This is a genomic window from Oceanobacillus rekensis, assembly GCF_002153375.1.
Classification (GTDB): Bacteria; Bacillota; Bacilli; order Bacillales; family Amphibacillaceae; genus Oceanobacillus; species Oceanobacillus rekensis.
The window spans coordinates 254,610-270,287 of record NZ_MTBQ01000002.1 but is presented as its reverse complement, the minus strand read 5'-3'; the positions used below and the strand labels follow the sequence as shown (position 1 = coordinate 270,287).

The 15,678-nt window shown below is 37.6% G+C and carries 12 protein-coding genes and 2 pseudogenes; all 14 read right to left on the bottom strand.

Annotated features, from left to right (window positions below; genetic code table 11):
* Positions 1-145: 145 nt before the first annotated feature.
* Positions 146-589, bottom strand: coding sequence for a PaaI family thioesterase (locus tag BV906_RS05235; protein ID WP_087972392.1), 444 nt, complete (start codon positions 587-589; stop codon positions 146-148).
* Between the two features lie 21 nt (positions 590-610).
* Positions 611-1,390: an enoyl-CoA hydratase/isomerase family protein gene (locus BV906_RS05230; RefSeq protein WP_087972391.1), complete on the bottom strand. Its 780-nt coding sequence runs from the start codon at positions 1,388-1,390 to the stop codon at positions 611-613.
* Positions 1,391-1,807: 417 nt separating this feature from the next.
* Positions 1,808-2,992 carry a thiolase family protein gene (locus BV906_RS05225; RefSeq protein WP_087972390.1) on the bottom strand — a complete coding sequence of 395 codons (1,185 nt, stop codon included), beginning with the start codon at positions 2,990-2,992 and terminating at the stop codon, positions 1,808-1,810.
* 27 nt (positions 2,993-3,019) lie between these two features.
* Positions 3,020-4,168 (bottom strand): annotated as a pseudogene (locus BV906_RS05220) (acyl-CoA dehydrogenase family protein).
* 15 nt (positions 4,169-4,183) lie between these two features.
* Positions 4,184-5,029, bottom strand: a pseudogene (locus tag BV906_RS05215) (3-hydroxyacyl-CoA dehydrogenase family protein).
* Positions 5,030-5,035: 6 nt separating this feature from the next.
* Positions 5,036-6,013 (bottom strand): electron transfer flavoprotein subunit alpha/FixB family protein, encoded by a 978-nt coding sequence (locus BV906_RS05210; protein ID WP_087972389.1) that lies wholly within the window; start codon positions 6,011-6,013, stop codon positions 5,036-5,038.
* 17 nt (positions 6,014-6,030) lie between these two features.
* Positions 6,031-6,804, bottom strand: coding sequence for an electron transfer flavoprotein subunit beta/FixA family protein (locus BV906_RS05205; RefSeq protein WP_087972388.1), 774 nt, complete (start codon positions 6,802-6,804; stop codon positions 6,031-6,033).
* Positions 6,805-6,824: 20 nt separating this feature from the next.
* On the bottom strand, positions 6,825-7,688 hold the full coding sequence (locus BV906_RS05200) for a 3-hydroxyacyl-CoA dehydrogenase family protein (RefSeq protein ID WP_087972387.1): 864 nt from the start codon (positions 7,686-7,688) through the stop codon (positions 6,825-6,827).
* 16 nt (positions 7,689-7,704) lie between these two features.
* Positions 7,705-9,303 (bottom strand): long-chain-fatty-acid--CoA ligase, encoded by a 1,599-nt coding sequence (locus tag BV906_RS05195; RefSeq protein WP_087972386.1) that lies wholly within the window; start codon positions 9,301-9,303, stop codon positions 7,705-7,707.
* Positions 9,304-9,332: 29 nt separating this feature from the next.
* Positions 9,333-10,337 (bottom strand): TAXI family TRAP transporter solute-binding subunit, encoded by a 1,005-nt coding sequence (locus BV906_RS05190; protein WP_087972385.1) that lies wholly within the window; start codon positions 10,335-10,337, stop codon positions 9,333-9,335.
* A gap of 14 nt (positions 10,338-10,351) precedes the next feature.
* The gene (locus BV906_RS05185) at positions 10,352-12,316 is read right to left on the bottom strand and encodes a TRAP transporter permease (protein ID WP_087972384.1); all 1,965 of its coding nucleotides are present in this window, start codon (positions 12,314-12,316) and stop codon (positions 10,352-10,354) included.
* A 134-nt stretch (positions 12,317-12,450) separates the two neighbouring features.
* Entirely contained in the window at positions 12,451-13,599 is a 1,149-nt protein-coding gene (locus BV906_RS05180) for an acyl-CoA dehydrogenase family protein (protein ID WP_087972383.1), read from the bottom strand.
* Between the two features lie 297 nt (positions 13,600-13,896).
* Positions 13,897-14,634, bottom strand: coding sequence for an MBL fold metallo-hydrolase (locus tag BV906_RS05175; RefSeq protein ID WP_245843917.1), 738 nt, complete (start codon positions 14,632-14,634; stop codon positions 13,897-13,899).
* Positions 14,635-14,736: 102 nt separating this feature from the next.
* A complete protein-coding gene (locus tag BV906_RS05170) occupies positions 14,737-15,678 on the bottom strand; it encodes a ketopantoate reductase family protein (protein WP_176330274.1) in 942 nt (313 codons plus the stop codon).

Here is a 15,678-nt window from a genome sequence, read left to right as displayed (position 1 = left end):
ACTGAGTGGTATGTTCTGAATATTTAATTAAATTATAACACAATTATTTGATAAATCAATATTATTTGTATATTAAATTAATAAAAAATATTGTGATCAATAGAGAAGAAAAATTTCAGCCCTGCTATTGATCACTCAAATAGACTTAGATTTGTGTCTTATATATTTCTCTTTTTTCTTTTTTATCTCTATCCCTTATTAATTTAAATGTCCCAACACCCTTTGCTAGCAAACGTCCTTCATCATCAGCTAGCTCGCCTTCTACTGTTACAATACGGTATCCTTGTCTCAGTATCTTTCCGCTAGCGAATATTGCTCCCCCCGTAGTAGGAGCAAGGTAGTTAATATTTAAATTAATAGTCGTACAGCGTGTTTTAGTAACAGATCTAGTAGTCATTCCCATTATGAGATCAAGCATTGTGGCATGAACACCCCCATGCAATGTCTCATTTGCATTTAATAACTGTCTTTTTATTGGGAGCTTGAGTTTTACGCTCCCCTCTTCAAAGCTAATAATTTCAAATCCAATATGGGAAAAAAATGCACTCGATTCAAAACTTTCTTTTATTTCATTAATTGTACTTACCAATATCAGCCCTCCTATGAAACTTTATTTCCCTTGGAAGTTAGGCTTACGCTTTTCTATGAACGCTTGTGTTCCCTCATTTTTGTCCTCAGAACTAAATAATACGGCTTGCGAAAGTTTTTCTAGTAATAAACCTGTTTTAATATCAGCTTCAGTTCCATAATTAACAGCTATTTTGGCAAGCTTTACAGCTAAAGGGCCTTTATTTAATATTTGGTTTGCATATTCCTTTACGGTATTGTTTAGTTCCTCAAACTCCACAACTTCTGAAACTAAACCAAACGTTAAGGCCTCGTTTGCACTTATCATTTTTCCGGTTAAAATCATTTCCAGTGCTTTACCTTTCCCTACTAAACGAGCAAGACGTTGTGTTCCTCCAGCACTAGGAATTATTGACAGATTTAATTCGGGCAAGCCAAATTTAGCATTTGTAGAGGCTACTCTAATATCACAAGCCATTGCTAGTTCACACCCTCCACCAAGTGCAAAACCATTTACCATGGCTATCGTTGGCTTTTCACAGTTCTCAATAATATCATAGACTCCTTGCATGCTAAATGGATTTAAAGCTTCTAATGCTGTTTTTTCTCGTAATTGTTTAATATCTGCTCCTGCAGCAAATGATTTTTCACCTTTACCAGTAAAGATTATGCAGCCTACTTCTTTATTTTTGGTAAGACTTTCAATGGCTACTACTATCTCTTCTAAAGTTTCCCTATTTAATGCATTTCTCACTTCTGGTCGATTAATTGTAATGTACCCTAATTTTCCACTTGTTTTAACTTCGATTTTTTCAAAACCCATATTACCACTCCTATTTTGTTATTAAGAATAAGGATATTTTAAATGTTCCTATCCCCTTTGCTGCTACATTTTTGCCTTCATCATACCAGTAACTATTTTCCCATCAATCTTAGTAATAGAAGAAACTGCTTGAAAAGAAACTTTAACTAAAGATCGAAACAGGGTAAATTTAAATTGACTGTTGCTAATAATTTCCCATAAGCAGGATAAATTTCTGTTTCGATTGATGCGTTAAGTAAACTTGCAAATAACTCCACTTAAACTGTAACTTAGAGGCCAATAATGAGTATCTTGTTTCAGTTAAATCACTGATTTAAACCTTCGTTTCTTGACTTGAAAAATCCAATATGGTCAAAATATAATGATTGATTATTCCCATATTATCTACAGATTAGAATTCCTTTCATATTTTCACACTTAAACTTGCTCAATCATAATTGCCATGCCCTGTCCGCCACCAGCACATAATGTTGCTACGCCAAATTGTTGATTACGCTTAATTAGTTCGTGTAAAAGTGTCGTGATAATCCTTGCACCACTAGCTCCAACTGGATGTCCAAGTGCAATTGCACCACCGTTTACATTTACTCTTTCGGCATCCATTTCTAATTCCCGAATAACTGCAAGTGACTGTGCTGCAAAGGCTTCATTTAACTCAAATAGATCAATATCTTGCAATTGTTTGGACGTTCTTTCTAATAGTTTCCTAACAGCTGGAACTGGTCCGATACCCATTATTTCTGGAGAAACACCAGCAGTTGCCCAGTCAACAACTCGTGCTAGTGGGGTTAGTCCCAATGCTTTCGCTCGTGACTCTTTCATAAGAACCAATGCTGAAGAACCATCATTTCTACCACAAGCATTCCCAGCTGTTACGGTTCCATTTTCTTTAAAAGCCGGTTTTAGTTTAGAAAGTTTTTCGAGTGTCGTACTTGGACGTGGATGCTCGTCTTGTTCGAACGTAAAGATTCCTTTTCTGTCCTTCACTTCTACTGGAACAATCTCCTCCTTGAAACGCCCTTCTTCAATCGCTTTACTTGCTCTTTTTTGGCTTTCGATAGCAAATGCATCTTGATCTTCTCTAGAAATTTGATACTTTTCTGCTACATTCTCAGCAGTTATCCCCATTCCCAAATTTTTACCATATATTTCAGAAGGCTGCTGTCCTGTTTCTGCATTTGAATCTACTAAGAGAGTTTTATCCCCACCGAATCTAGCATTTCTCAGATAGATAGGCGAACGACTCATGCTCTCCGTACCACCCGCAACTACGATGTTCGCTTGGTCAAATAAAATTTGCTGAACACCGGAAGCAACTGCCTGCATACCCGAAGCACATAAACGGTTTACCGTATACGCAGTAGCTTCTTCTGGTACACCGGCACGTAATGCTGCAACTCTAGCAATATTAGATGATTCAGTCGTTTGTCGAACCTCGCCAAGGATCACTTCATCGACCTGATCAGATGATAACCCAGATTTATTAATTGCCTCTTTTATTGCTGTAGAAGCAAGATGACCTGCTCCTACTTCTTTTAATGAACCACCATATGCACCGATTGCTGTTCGAACTGCACTAACAATAACAATATTCTCCTTCACTTTAAACCATCTCCTTTTGTTTTTAGATTAGCTATATTCCTTTTTCAATTGGCCTGCTATGATATTTTTTTGTATTTCCGATGTACCCTCATAAATTCTTGCAATACGTGCATCTCGAAAAAATCGCTCAATCGGAAAATCCGAAATATACCCAATACCACCATGAATTTGAACTGCTTTATCGGCTACTCGGTTATAAACTTCTGACCCATGAAGTTTTAACATAGCCGCTTCTTTAATTACTTTCAGGCCTTCATCAACCATCCAAGCTACTCGATATGTAAAAGATCGCAATGCTTCAATATCAACTGCCATTTCAGAAAGCATATGCCCAACTGCTTGGTGATCTATGATTGAAACTCCAAATTGTTGGCGTTCAATCGCATAGGAAGTTGACAAGTCTAGTAGTTTTTGACTTGAGCCTAAGTTCCTCGCCGCTAATCCTGCACGTCCATTTGCTAGAATCTTTAATGCGTTCACGTAACCTTAGCCTTCTTCACCTAAAACATTCTCAACTGGAACCTCGCAATCTTCCATGATGATTTCAGCAGAATGCGATCCCTTTAATCCCATCTTTGGTTCTACTGCACCCACTTTAAAACCCGGGAAATCTTTTTCAACAATAAACGACGTAATTCCTTTGGCACCTTTCGTTGAATCTGTAACAGCCATTACAGTGAACACATCTGCTTCGGTTGCATTTGTAATGTAATGCTTTGTCCCGTTAAGAATGTATTTATCTCCATTACGAACTGCTGTTGTCTTAAGCGCAACAGCATTTGAACCTGCACTCGGTTCTGTTAGGGCAAATGCACCAATCTTCTTGCCACTTGCTAAATCGGGAAGGTATTTTTGTTTTTGTTCTTCGTTCCCTAGTTCGACAATCCCAACCGTTCCTATCCCTGTATGTGCACCGATTAGTGTTGTATATCCGTTATGTGTTGCACCAAGTTCTTCATATAATGCGCATTTTCCAACCATGCCAATACCTAGTCCACCGTACTCTGCTGGAATACTAAGTCCGAACAATCCCATCTCTTTAGACATTTCGATGATTCGCTCTGGAATCTTATCTTCTTTTTCGATAGCCATTGCAACTGCCTCTACTTCTGTTTGAACAAAATCACGGACATTTTTTTTCAAAAATTGGATTTCTTCATCAAACTTAAAATTCACGCTGTCCACTCCTCATTATTTTGTATAGTCATAAAATCCCTTTCCTGTTTTTCTTCCTAAACGACCAGCTTTTACGTATTTTACTAATATCGGACAGGGACGATATTTTTCTCCAAGTGTTTCATATAAATACTCCATGTTTCGAAGTCTAGTATCTAAACCTACTAAATCAGCTAGCTCCAATGGTCCCATCGGATGATTTAATCCTAATTTCATCGCTTTATCGATGTCTTCTGCAGAACCTACCCCTACCATTAGCATGTTCATCGCTTCATTTCCGATAAGGCAATTCATTCGGCTTACGGAAAATCCAGGGTATTCATTGATTTCAACGGTTTCCTTTCCAATGCTTTCACCGAATGCCTTTGACATGGCAACTGTTTTTTTCGATGTTTCGAGCCCTTTAATCATTTCAATCAATTTCATTTTTGGTACTGGATTGAAGAAGTGCAATGCAATACATTGTCCAGGTCTATTCGTTTGAGCAGCAATTTCGGTAGGACTCATTGTTGATGTATTCGTTGCAAGAATCGCATGTTTTGGTGCATGCTTATCCATCTGCTTAAACATCTCTTTTTTCAAGTCCATTATTTCTAAAACTGCTTCAATGACAAGGTCCGCATCTTTTACGGATTCTTCTAAGCCGAGAGAATAATGTATATCCTCTCAGCTTAGATGCCTTTTCTTCCGTTACCTTTCCCTTTTCAATACTTTTCTGGAATTGCTTGTCAATATACGCTTTCGCTGTTTCAAGTGAAGCTTCGCTAATATCCTGTAGAGAAACGTTTAAATTGCCTAGTGTACATGCAAATGCAATCCCTCTCCCCATTGTCCTGCACCTATCACGCTTACATTTTTTATCACAGCTTACACACCGACCTTAATTTTCCTAATTTCTTCCGTTAATTTTGGAAGAACTTCAAATAAATCTCCTACAATTCCGTAGTCTGCAACATTAAATATATTTGAATCGGCATCCTTATTAATTGCAACAATTTTTTTCGAGTTTGACATACCAGCTAAATGCTGAATGGCACCGGAAATTCCTACAGCAATGTAAAGGTCTGGAGTAACTACTTTACCTGTTTGACCAATTTGTAAGGAATAATCACAATAACCAGCGTCACACGCACCACGGGATGCACCTACTGCAGCACCTAATACATCCGCAAATTCATATAATTTATCGAAACCTTCTTTACTCTTCACACCACGTCCACCAGCAACAACAATTTTTGCCTCCGATAGATCGACACCTTCAGATTTCTTTTGAATAATATCTTTAATAATTGTTCGTAAATTGTTAATTTCGATTTGTTTTGGCACAATTTCGCCTGTCCGTGCTTCTGATTTCTCAAAAGCTGTAATATTATTCGGGCGAATCGTTACAAATGAAATTCCATCTGTAATAATTTTCTTCTCAAATGCTTTTCCAGAATAAATCGGTCTTGTAAACAAAATGTTGTCTCCGTCTACTTCAATATCTGTAACATCTGATACTAGACCAGAATCAATTTTGCTTGCGATTCTAGGAGCAAGATCCTTGCCAAGTGCAGTATGAGCGAAAACAATTCCTTCTGGATTCTCTCCATCGATTATTTCTAAGAGGGCTTGAGAGTAGCCATCAGATGTATAGTGTTTTAAGTTTTCATGTTCAACCGTTATGACACGGTCTGCACCATAATGAATCAATTCATCTGCAAATGCTTGAACAGAATTTCCCAATAATACAGCTAGTACTTCACCATCCCTAGCAATTGTTCGTGCAGCTCCAATTGCTTCAAAGGAAACATTTCGTAATTTTTGATTGCTAATTTCTCCTAAAACTAATACCTTTTTACTCATTTATGAACCCTCCCGTTTTATATTACCTTTACTTCTGAATGCAATAATGACACTAATTCACTTACCTGTTCATCAATTTCACCGTCTAAGATTCTTCCCGCTTCTTTTTCCGGTGGCAAGAATACTTCTACAGTTTGCGTTTTTGCTTCAACATCCTCTTCTTCAAGGTCAAGGTCATCAATTTCTAATTCATCCAATGGTTTTTTCTTCGCTTTCATGATCCCTGGAAGAGAAGGGTAACGTGGTTCATTCAACCCTTGTTGAGCTGTAACTAATAGTGGAAGCGTTGTTTCAATTACTTCTACATCGCCTTCAACATCACGTTCAATCGTTGCCTTCGCACCATCCACTTCAATCTTCGTGATTGTAGTAACGTATGGAATATCAAGAATTGCTGCTAGACGTGGACCTACTTGACCAGTTCCTTCATCTATCGCAACATTACCTGCTAAAATTAAATCAAGCTCTTTGTCTTCAAAGAACTCCGCTAGAATTTTAGCCGTTGTAAAGGCATCTCCATCTTCCAAATCTTCCTCGGTATTAATCAGAACAGCTTTATCAGCTCCCATTGCAAGTCCTGTTCGAAGTTCCTTTTCTGCATCCTCATACCCCACAGTAACAACTGTTACTTCTGCCCCGTGTTTTTCTTTCAGTTGAACAGCTTCTTCTAATGCATACTCATCATATGGGTTGATGACAAATTCAGCACTTTCATCAATCACTCTTCCATTTTCCAAAGTAATTTTTTCTTCTGTATCAAATGTTCTTTTCAAAATTACATAGATATTCATCATTAATCTCTCCTTCTTATTTAGCTATATTGGTAAAAGCCTTTCCCTACTTTCCGACCAAGCTCACCTTTTTCTACTTTCTCTTGAATTAAACTTGATGGCTTATCTGCTTCATTTCCGCTTTCTTGATAACGCTGACTTCGAACAAAATAGGTGACATCAATTCCGGTTAAATCCATTAATTCAAATGGTCCTAATGGATGTCCTAAAGCTTTCTTAACAACGAGATCAATCTCTTCATGTGTTGCATAGTCGTTTTCTAACAGAAAAACTGCTTCATCCAAAAGCTTCCCTAATATACGATTAGCAATAAAACCGGAAATTTCCTTCTTCAGTAATACCGGTACCTTGTTTAATGTTTTAATAAATTCGTTTGCAGCCCGAGCCGTTTCATCAGACGTATGTGGTCCTTTTACAACCTCAACCAATTCCATTACTAATGGAGGGTTGAAGAAGTGAATGTTGCACACATTTTCTGGATGGTTTGTTGCATCAGCAATTTTTGAACTTACAATTGTAGAACTATTTGTAGCTAGAATCGTGCCTTCTTTCGTGATTTCTTCTAATCTAGCAAAAAGATTACGTTTAACATCTAGCTTTTCTACAACAGCTTCAATGACAATATCTGCACCCTTTACATCTTGTAAGTTACTCGTAAAGCTTAGCCTGCCGAAAGCGTAGTTCACTTCTTCTTCTGTTAACTTTCCTTTTTGGATACGACGATTCATATGGCCTTGAAAGGAGTCTTCCGCCTTCACAAGATTTGATTCTTCGATATCATTCAACACTACTTCATAACCACTTAGTGCACACACCATTGCTATTTGCGAACCCATTGCACCTGAGCCAATTACACCAACCGTTTGGATATCCCTTACTTTCATGTTCACTCCTCCTTGTCTATTTCTTTGTTTCTTTGTCTACTAAAATACGTTTTAGAATTTTTCCTACTGTATTTCTTGGCAGCTCATCAATAATCTCAAACGCTTTCGGTACTTTATATGGCGTTAGATTCCGATAACAGAAGCCCTTCACTTCTTCAAAATCGATGACAGCTTCATCTTTTGGAACAAGGAATGCCTTTACGATTTCCCCTTTTTCTGGATGTGGAATTCCTACCACAGCACATTCTTTAATATCGGGGTGTTCATACAAAATATTCTCGACTTCTTGAGGATAAACATTGAATCCTCCATTAATGACCATTTCCTTTTTTCTCCCAACGATATAAAAATAGCCATCCTCATCCTGTTTTGCGAGGTCTCCTGTATATAACCAGCCATTCTTTAATGCGTAGGTTGATTCCTCATCATTTTTCCAGTAGCCTTTCATAATTTGCGGCCCTTTAATAATTAACTCCCCAACAGATCCAATCGGAAGCTCTATGTTTTCATCATCTACAATTTTGCAATCTGTATTTGGAAACGGGATTCCAATACTACCAACTTTACGAATACCACTCGGTGGATTTCGATGTGTAGATGGCGATGCTTCCGATAAACCGAATCCTTCTCCGATGACTGCTCCAGTTAGTTTTTCGAATTTCCGAATCACTTCTATTGGGAGGGGAGCTGACCCACTGGAACAAAACTTAAAACTACTAAGACCATATTCTTGTGCATTTTTATGATTAACGAAGGCGTTATACATCCTAGGTACCCCAGGGAAAAATGTCGGTTGATATTGTTTAATAATCTCTAGTACTTTAGTTACTTCAAATTTGTTAACTAATAGGATTGTAGCCCCTATATAGATTCCTAGGTTCATAGCGCTTGTCATTGCGTACACATGATAAAGTGGTGTTGCTGTAAGTATGCACTCCTTACCAAATTCCATTCTTTTTCCGTACATCGCATAACTTTGATAAACATTAGCCACTAAGTTATAGTGGGTGAGCATGGCACCTTTCATAACTCCTGATGTTCCACCTGTATATTGAATTACCGCAACATCATCTTTTGGTTGTATTGAGATTTCTTTATCAAAAGGGGATGTTTTTTTTGAAATTTCGCCGATGCTCGGATATGAAGAATCCCCTTTATCTGTAACAAAAATATGATTAAAAACATACATATCCTCTAGTTGCCTAACGGTTTCAACACTATCCTCCTCCACAACCATGTAGATTGTGGAGGAGTCATTAACAATCTGCAATAGCTCTCTAGCGGTGTAGCGTGGATTGATTTGAACAACAATTAAACCCAGTTTCATTGCTGCATAATAAGAAATAATATAAGAGGCTTGATTGGATATCATCAACCCAATTCTCTCCCCTTTTTTCAAACCGAGATTATCCCACGCACTTGCTAATCGATCCACACTATCTTTTAATTCCTCGTAGGATATTGTCGTATTTTCATTTATGATTGCTGTCCGTTTCCCATATCTTTGTGATGTCAATTTTAACAAGGTATATACTGGTATTTCTGGTATTTCTATATCGCTTTTCATATCAAGTGGATATGCTTTATACCATCTATGTTCTTCCAACCTATTCAATAAAAATCCCCCTCTCCGGATTACTTTAATTATTCTAGTACACCTTGTTCTTCGTAATAACGTTTTGCACCAGGGTGCAGGTCTTCTGCGCTGATTCCATTCATAACGGTATCTAAGCTAAAGTCTTTCGCTCTTTCTGGTACTTGTTCTTCAAATGTTGCTAGATTTTCCCAGAATATTTTCGTTATGTTATACACATAGTCTTCATCTAAGTCAGCACGAATGGTAATCATTGTCTCCATAATGTAAGTTGGAATATCATCCGGATTTTCCGCATAAGTATCACCTGGTAGTGCACCTGCAGTAATCCCTAAACCTTTTCCTTCAATACTAGCCAGCTGATCTTCGTCGATAGGAAGTACTTTGATTGGAGACGTTATTTCCATCTCTTGTAATGCTGGTACAGTTGGCGCTCCACCTCCTAAGAAAATGTCTACATTATTATCTTTAAGCATAGAAGCTCCATCTGAATAGTTACCATAAGAGATTTGTCCGCCTGCATCCACAATTGTTTGCTCATCAATTCCATATTCCTTCATCATGTTCCAGAAGCCGACAGGGCCACCGCCACCTTTTGGTCCGAGAAAAACATGTTTATCTACAATATCTTCAATGGAATTAATATCATTATTGCTTTTAGTTGTTGCAATTGTTTGATATACGGGATAAATCGATCCAATTGCTGCTATATTTTCAAGTGGTTCATCAAAACCATCTCCACCTGTAAGTGCAGCATTAAAATCTGTCGTATAGTTAATTCCCATTTGAATATCTCCAACTTCAAGTGACTTTAAATTAGCTGTTGAACCACCTTCTAATTGTGTCGAATTCAAACCATTAAACTCCGTTGAATAAAGCTCTGTCATGGTGGTTGTGATCGGATACCATCCTGACCCCATCGGTCCTGAACCAATTGTTAGAAATTTGTCTGGAGCTGTTGGTTTATCAGAATCAACAGCCGCTTCACTATCTCCACATGCTGCTAAAAATCCTACAATAAGAAGCATAAGACTACTCAATATTATTTTTTTCATAAGATTCACCTTCCCTATCCAATTTTTTGACTTGATTCTGCAATTGCTGTTGCATTGACTTTTTTCTGCCAAATAATAAGCGAGATTACCAACAATACACCTATTACATCTCCAATAATTCCTGGCATTACCAGTAATAGCGCGCCAGCAAACATTATAATTCGCTTTAACACGCCTAGTCGCCCCAAGAAGTAATCCTCTAGTGCACCAGCAAAGAATATACAACTTAAAAATGCACTACCAATTGCAAGTGAAATTTCTGCTGTATTTCCCCCCTGCATAAGCAACACGGGATTGTAAGCAAAAATAAATGGTATAAAGAATCCACCTAAGCCAATTTTCATTGAGTACGCTGCTGTTTTAAGAGGATCAGAGCCAGCAATACCTGCAGTAGTATAAGCTGTAATCGCTACTGGAGGTGTTAGACCGGACATTACCCCAAAGTAAAATACAAACATGTGTGCAGCTACTTCATTTACACCCAATTGGATTAATGCTGGAGCACCTAATACAGCAAGAATGACATATGCCGATACGGTCGGCATTCCCATTCCCATAATAATGGAAGCTATACCAACAAGGACAAGAAGTAGAAGCAAATTTCCTCCTGCTAAATCGATTACAAATCTCGAAAAAGTAATTCCTAATCCTGTTAAAGATACTGCCCCAACGATAATCCCTGCAGTTGCACAGGCAGCAATTACTGTTAATGCATTTCTTGCACCACTTTCTAACGCAGCCAATATATCTAGAAAATTCATTCGAGTTGCCTTACGAATCCAACTTAGAACAAACGCTGCTAAAATTGCATAAAAACCGGCTTTCATCGGACTAAAACCATAAACCATTAACCCAATAATGAGAATAATTGGTATGAACAGATAACCTTGCCTTAATAGGACTCTCCATACACTAGGCAATTGTTCTTTTGGAATACCAGCCATCTTTAAACGTTTCGCATGGAAATATACAACCATTCCAGCAATAAAGAAATATATTATTGCTGGTATTAATGCATACAATGCTAGTTTGATATATGATATTCCAAGTGTTTCCGCCATAATAAAGACCGACGCACCCATGATCGGTGGCATAATTTGACCACCTTGAGAGGCAACTGCTTCCACTGCTGCTGAAAATCGCTTACTATACCCAAGCTTTTTCATTAAGGGAATCGTAAATGCACCTGTTATGGCAGCATTTGCTGCACCATTACCTGTTATCGTTCCAACTAGTGCACTTGATCCGACAGCAGATAATGCAGGTCCACCGGTTTTATTACCAAGTAACCCAAAAGCAAAATCAGTAAAAAACTGACCACCACCAGAACGCATTAAGAAGGAACCGAAGATAACAAACAATATCAGCACGGTAGAACTGACATAAATTGGTTCACTAAAGATTCCTAGTGTACCGCTAAACATATGGTCAACCATTTTTTCATATCGGATCCCCGGATGTGCGAGTGCTCCGGGAAAATACTGCCCAAAAAGAATATAGGCTAAAAAGAACACACCAATTGCAGCCATTAAAACACCATTTGTTCTTCTTGTAGCTTCAAGGACCAACGCAATAAAAGTAGTTCCAAACATTGCATCCATTGAACTGATATTCCCTTGTCTGCTTTGAATTCCTTCCGCATCAAACAACATATAACCTGATGTAGCAACTGCTACTAGAATGATTAAAATGTCAATAACACCAAACTTTTTTCCTTTTCTAAATGGGAAGATGAGAAAAATCAGCATAATCGCCCATAATACATGGACACTTCTCTGTTGCCAGGAGGATAATGTTCCAAATCCTGCGGTATATACATGAAATACAGATAGCCCCATTGCCAATAAGGAAATGATGGTCAAAAGAATTCTTGAGCGGCTCCATTTTTCCCTTCTGCCTTTCCAAATTTGTTCAACATAAGTTGGTTTCTCCGTAACTGTCGTATCGATTTTTTGTGTTGAAGCCGTTTGCGTGACCATTTATTCACCACCATTCTTCTTTTTAGTATGGCATAACAATCGGAGGAAATCGTAACACTTAAGGGATAATCCTCCGATTATAAATACCATAATTGATAACGCTTTCACTATTTCGTTTTTTATATAGAGTCATTTTAATTTTCTTCTAAGACTTTTCTTGCAATAATAAGACGTTGTATCTCATTTGTTCCTTCATAGATTTTTGTAATTCTAGCATCGCGATAAAAACGTTCCACTGGATACTCGCCAATATAACCGATACCACCATGGATTTGAACTGCCTTATCTGCTACCTTATTAAATACTTCAGATGCAAATAATTTTGCCATTGCCGATTCTTTAATTACCTTTTTTCCTGAGTCAATCATTTCAGCTGCCATCATCGTTAAGGTACGAGCCGCTTCAGTTTCTGTAGCCATATCAGCTAACATCCATTGAATCGCTTGATTATCAGCAATTGGTTTACCGAATTGAACCCTCTCTTTTGCATAGCTCGCTGAAATTTCGATTAACTTATCGCAAGAACCGACCGAGCGTGCTGCTAAACCAACACGGCCTTCGCCTAGTATCTTTAGAGCATTCATATATCCCATACCAACATCACCAATTACATTTTCTTTCGGAACAATACAGTTATCAAAAATTACCTGAGCAGTATAAGAACCACGTAGTCCCATCTTCTTGTCTTTCTTTCCTACAATTAGCCCCGGAAAATCCTTTTCTACTAAAAATGCTGTAATCCCACCTTTTGCACCTTTTTCTTTATCGGTTACCGCAAATACAGTAAACACATCTGCAACAGGAGCGTTGGTAATAAAATGCTTCGTACCATTTAGTACCCACTGTTCTCCATTTTCCTCAGCTTGTGTTGATAAATTCGTTGCATCTGATCCTGCCCCAGGTTCCGACAAAGCAAATGCTGCAATCTTTCTTCCGGCAGCCATTTCCGGCAAATATTTTTGTTTTAAATGGTCAGATGCAAGTTTTACAATACCAGTACTACCTATCCCGGTATGTGCACTAATTAAAGAAACAAATCCATTATGGGTCCTACCCAATTGCTCTAGCACTACTGCCTTGCCAACCGTATTTAGACCAATACCACCATACTCTTCTGGAATGCTAATCCCAAACAACCCTAAATCTTTTGCCTTTTCAATTAAATGCTGTGGAATAGCATCCTCATCTTCAATTTGCTGAGCATATGAATCCACTTCATTATCTACAAAATTTTTAATCATTGTTTTCATCTGTTCTAGTTCATCCGCAATTGTAATTGTCATTTATACTTCCTCCTTTTATTTATGTACTCACTATATATATAGCAAAATCCATGCCAACCTAACCTAATAATTACAAAAAGGACAAATAAAAAGACAAAAACCCTTATAGTTAAAGGGTTTTAAAAGTTCTATCATTTTTTGGTTTATTCTAAATTACTATTATAATAATTTAGTATTTTATACATAAATTCAAAATTGAATTAAAATTTTTAAAAGCCGGGAGAAACCAACGATTCAATATTGACTTGGCAATTCATTCTTGAATCATTCCATAAAAAACCTTTATCGTAAAATAAATTACCTAAAGGATTTTTTATCGACTTCTGAAATAATCGACGATACGATATGTATTGAATCCCATTCAGCATTAGAAAATTCTACAATTGAATATACTTTTGGAAATAAACTCTTATGTATCTCAACAATAGAATGCCCCTTTCTATGCATTTTTTCCACTTCACTATAAATGTATTCCAAGTATTCTAATTTCCGTTCTAATTTACTTTTTCCATCCTTGAAATAACCTGCATGCGAACAATACATTGATTTAAAATCATACGTTAGTAGTTTTCTTATTGAATTCATTATCACCGGGATTGATTCTGAACACATAATTACCTTGGGATTCGTTGAAACAAACAAGTCACCACTAAACAAACGACCGGTTTGCTCATGGTAAAAAGCAACATGATCATCCGCATGTCCAGGAGTATATATCACTTCCCACTCTTCATTTACTGACTTTATTTTACTTTCAAGCGGTAAAGGATTAAATTCTTTTCGAGATCCCCAAGTAGCTTGGCGGTATTTTGGATATGGACTATTTTTTTTACATACTTGTATCCCTTTTGGATGGACATATATTGGAATATCAAGGTTTTTTTGTATCCATGGTGCTGTCCCCGAATGATCCTCATGGCTATGTGTCAGTGCAACGAGTTGAATCATATTTGAATGTTCTTTATAAAAAGAGATAATTTCCTTTTCCAGGCATTGTGGTCCGGTATCAATTAGCATACCATCTACCAAAAACATGTACACTGGCCTACCTTTTCCATCCGATCTAATCACCTGAGCCTTGACACAAGTAACATCTTCCGTCTCTTGAATTTCAATAATGATTATTCATTCCTTTCTCTACTTTGTTACGAGCCGACCACCATCCAAGGACTGTTGTTTATTCATAAAAGTTAAGATACTATAAGACGCTTGTACGGTTGGTACTGCAATATCTAATTCATTGGCTTTTCTCACAACATATCCACACATCGACTCTACCTCCATTTGCTTCCCAGATAATCGGTCTTGTAACATAGAAGTTTGATGTACTCGCGCGCGTTCTGCATTTTTGAAAATGGTTTCCATCGTGCGTGCTGGATCTATTGAAACCCCGGCATTGATAGCAACTTCCATTGCTTCCTTACATATGGACTCCGCCGTTTCGCGTAATGGTTTATCATCGAGTAGGTCTCCAACGGTAGCAGTTGATATTGCGGACAATGGATTAAAGGTAATATTCCAAAGAAATTTCCTCCATTTTTTCCCAACAATATCGCCGGTGTGTTTTGCATCAATGCTTGCCTGATGAAAACAAGCAACAATATCCGCACATTGCTGGCTCACGGATTGATCAAGTTCTCCAATTACCAGCGCTACCCTGCCTTGTTGTTTCACAATACCTGGTTTTTCTATCACGGCTTGTACATATGTTGCGCAAGAAAGGATACGTTCAACACCAAATATTTTTTTTAATATTTCTTCGTTATCCACACCATTTTGCATTGTCATAACGAAAGCGTTCTCTTGTAATATCGGGAGTAATTTATTTGCCATGTGTTCTGTATCATTTGATTTCACACAAAACAAAATGAGTTCCGAATTTGCTAATTGCTCCGGGTCATTTGTAAATGTACTATGTATTGTAAACGATTCATCCTCTCTTTTTATATTTAAACCTTGTCTTTGCATTGCTTCCAAATGCTTTCCTCTCGTAAGGAAAGATACTTGATGCCCCCCTTGTTGAAGTAAAGCACCAAAAAAACTTCCTACTGCTCCTGCACCAACAATTCCGATTCTCAT

Bases quoted from the DNA above. Each gene is read 5' to 3' on its own strand.
- BV906_RS05230 (WP_087972391.1), bottom strand. From the start codon at position 1,390: ATGGGTTTTGAAAAAATCGAAGTTAAAACAAGTGGAAAATTAGGGTAC.
- BV906_RS05210 (WP_087972389.1), bottom strand. From the start codon at position 6,013: ATGAGTAAAAAGGTATTAGTTTTAGGAGAAATTAGCAATCAAAAATTA.
- BV906_RS05205 (WP_087972388.1), bottom strand. From the start codon at position 6,804: ATGAATATCTATGTAATTTTGAAAAGAACATTTGATACAGAAGAAAAA.
- BV906_RS05200 (WP_087972387.1), bottom strand. From the start codon at position 7,688: ATGAAAGTAAGGGATATCCAAACGGTTGGTGTAATTGGCTCAGGTGCA.
- BV906_RS05190 (WP_087972385.1), bottom strand. From the start codon at position 10,337: ATGAAAAAAATAATATTGAGTAGTCTTATGCTTCTTATTGTAGGATTT.
- BV906_RS05185 (WP_087972384.1), bottom strand. From the start codon at position 12,316: ATGGTCACGCAAACGGCTTCAACACAAAAAATCGATACGACAGTTACG.
- BV906_RS05180 (WP_087972383.1), bottom strand. From the start codon at position 13,599: ATGACAATTACAATTGCGGATGAACTAGAACAGATGAAAACAATGATT.
- BV906_RS05175 (WP_245843917.1), bottom strand. From the start codon at position 14,634: ATGTTTTTGGTAGATGGTATGCTAATTGATACCGGACCACAATGCCTG.
- BV906_RS05170 (WP_176330274.1), bottom strand. From the start codon at position 15,678: ATGAGAATCGGAATTGTTGGTGCAGGAGCAGTAGGAAGTTTTTTTGGT.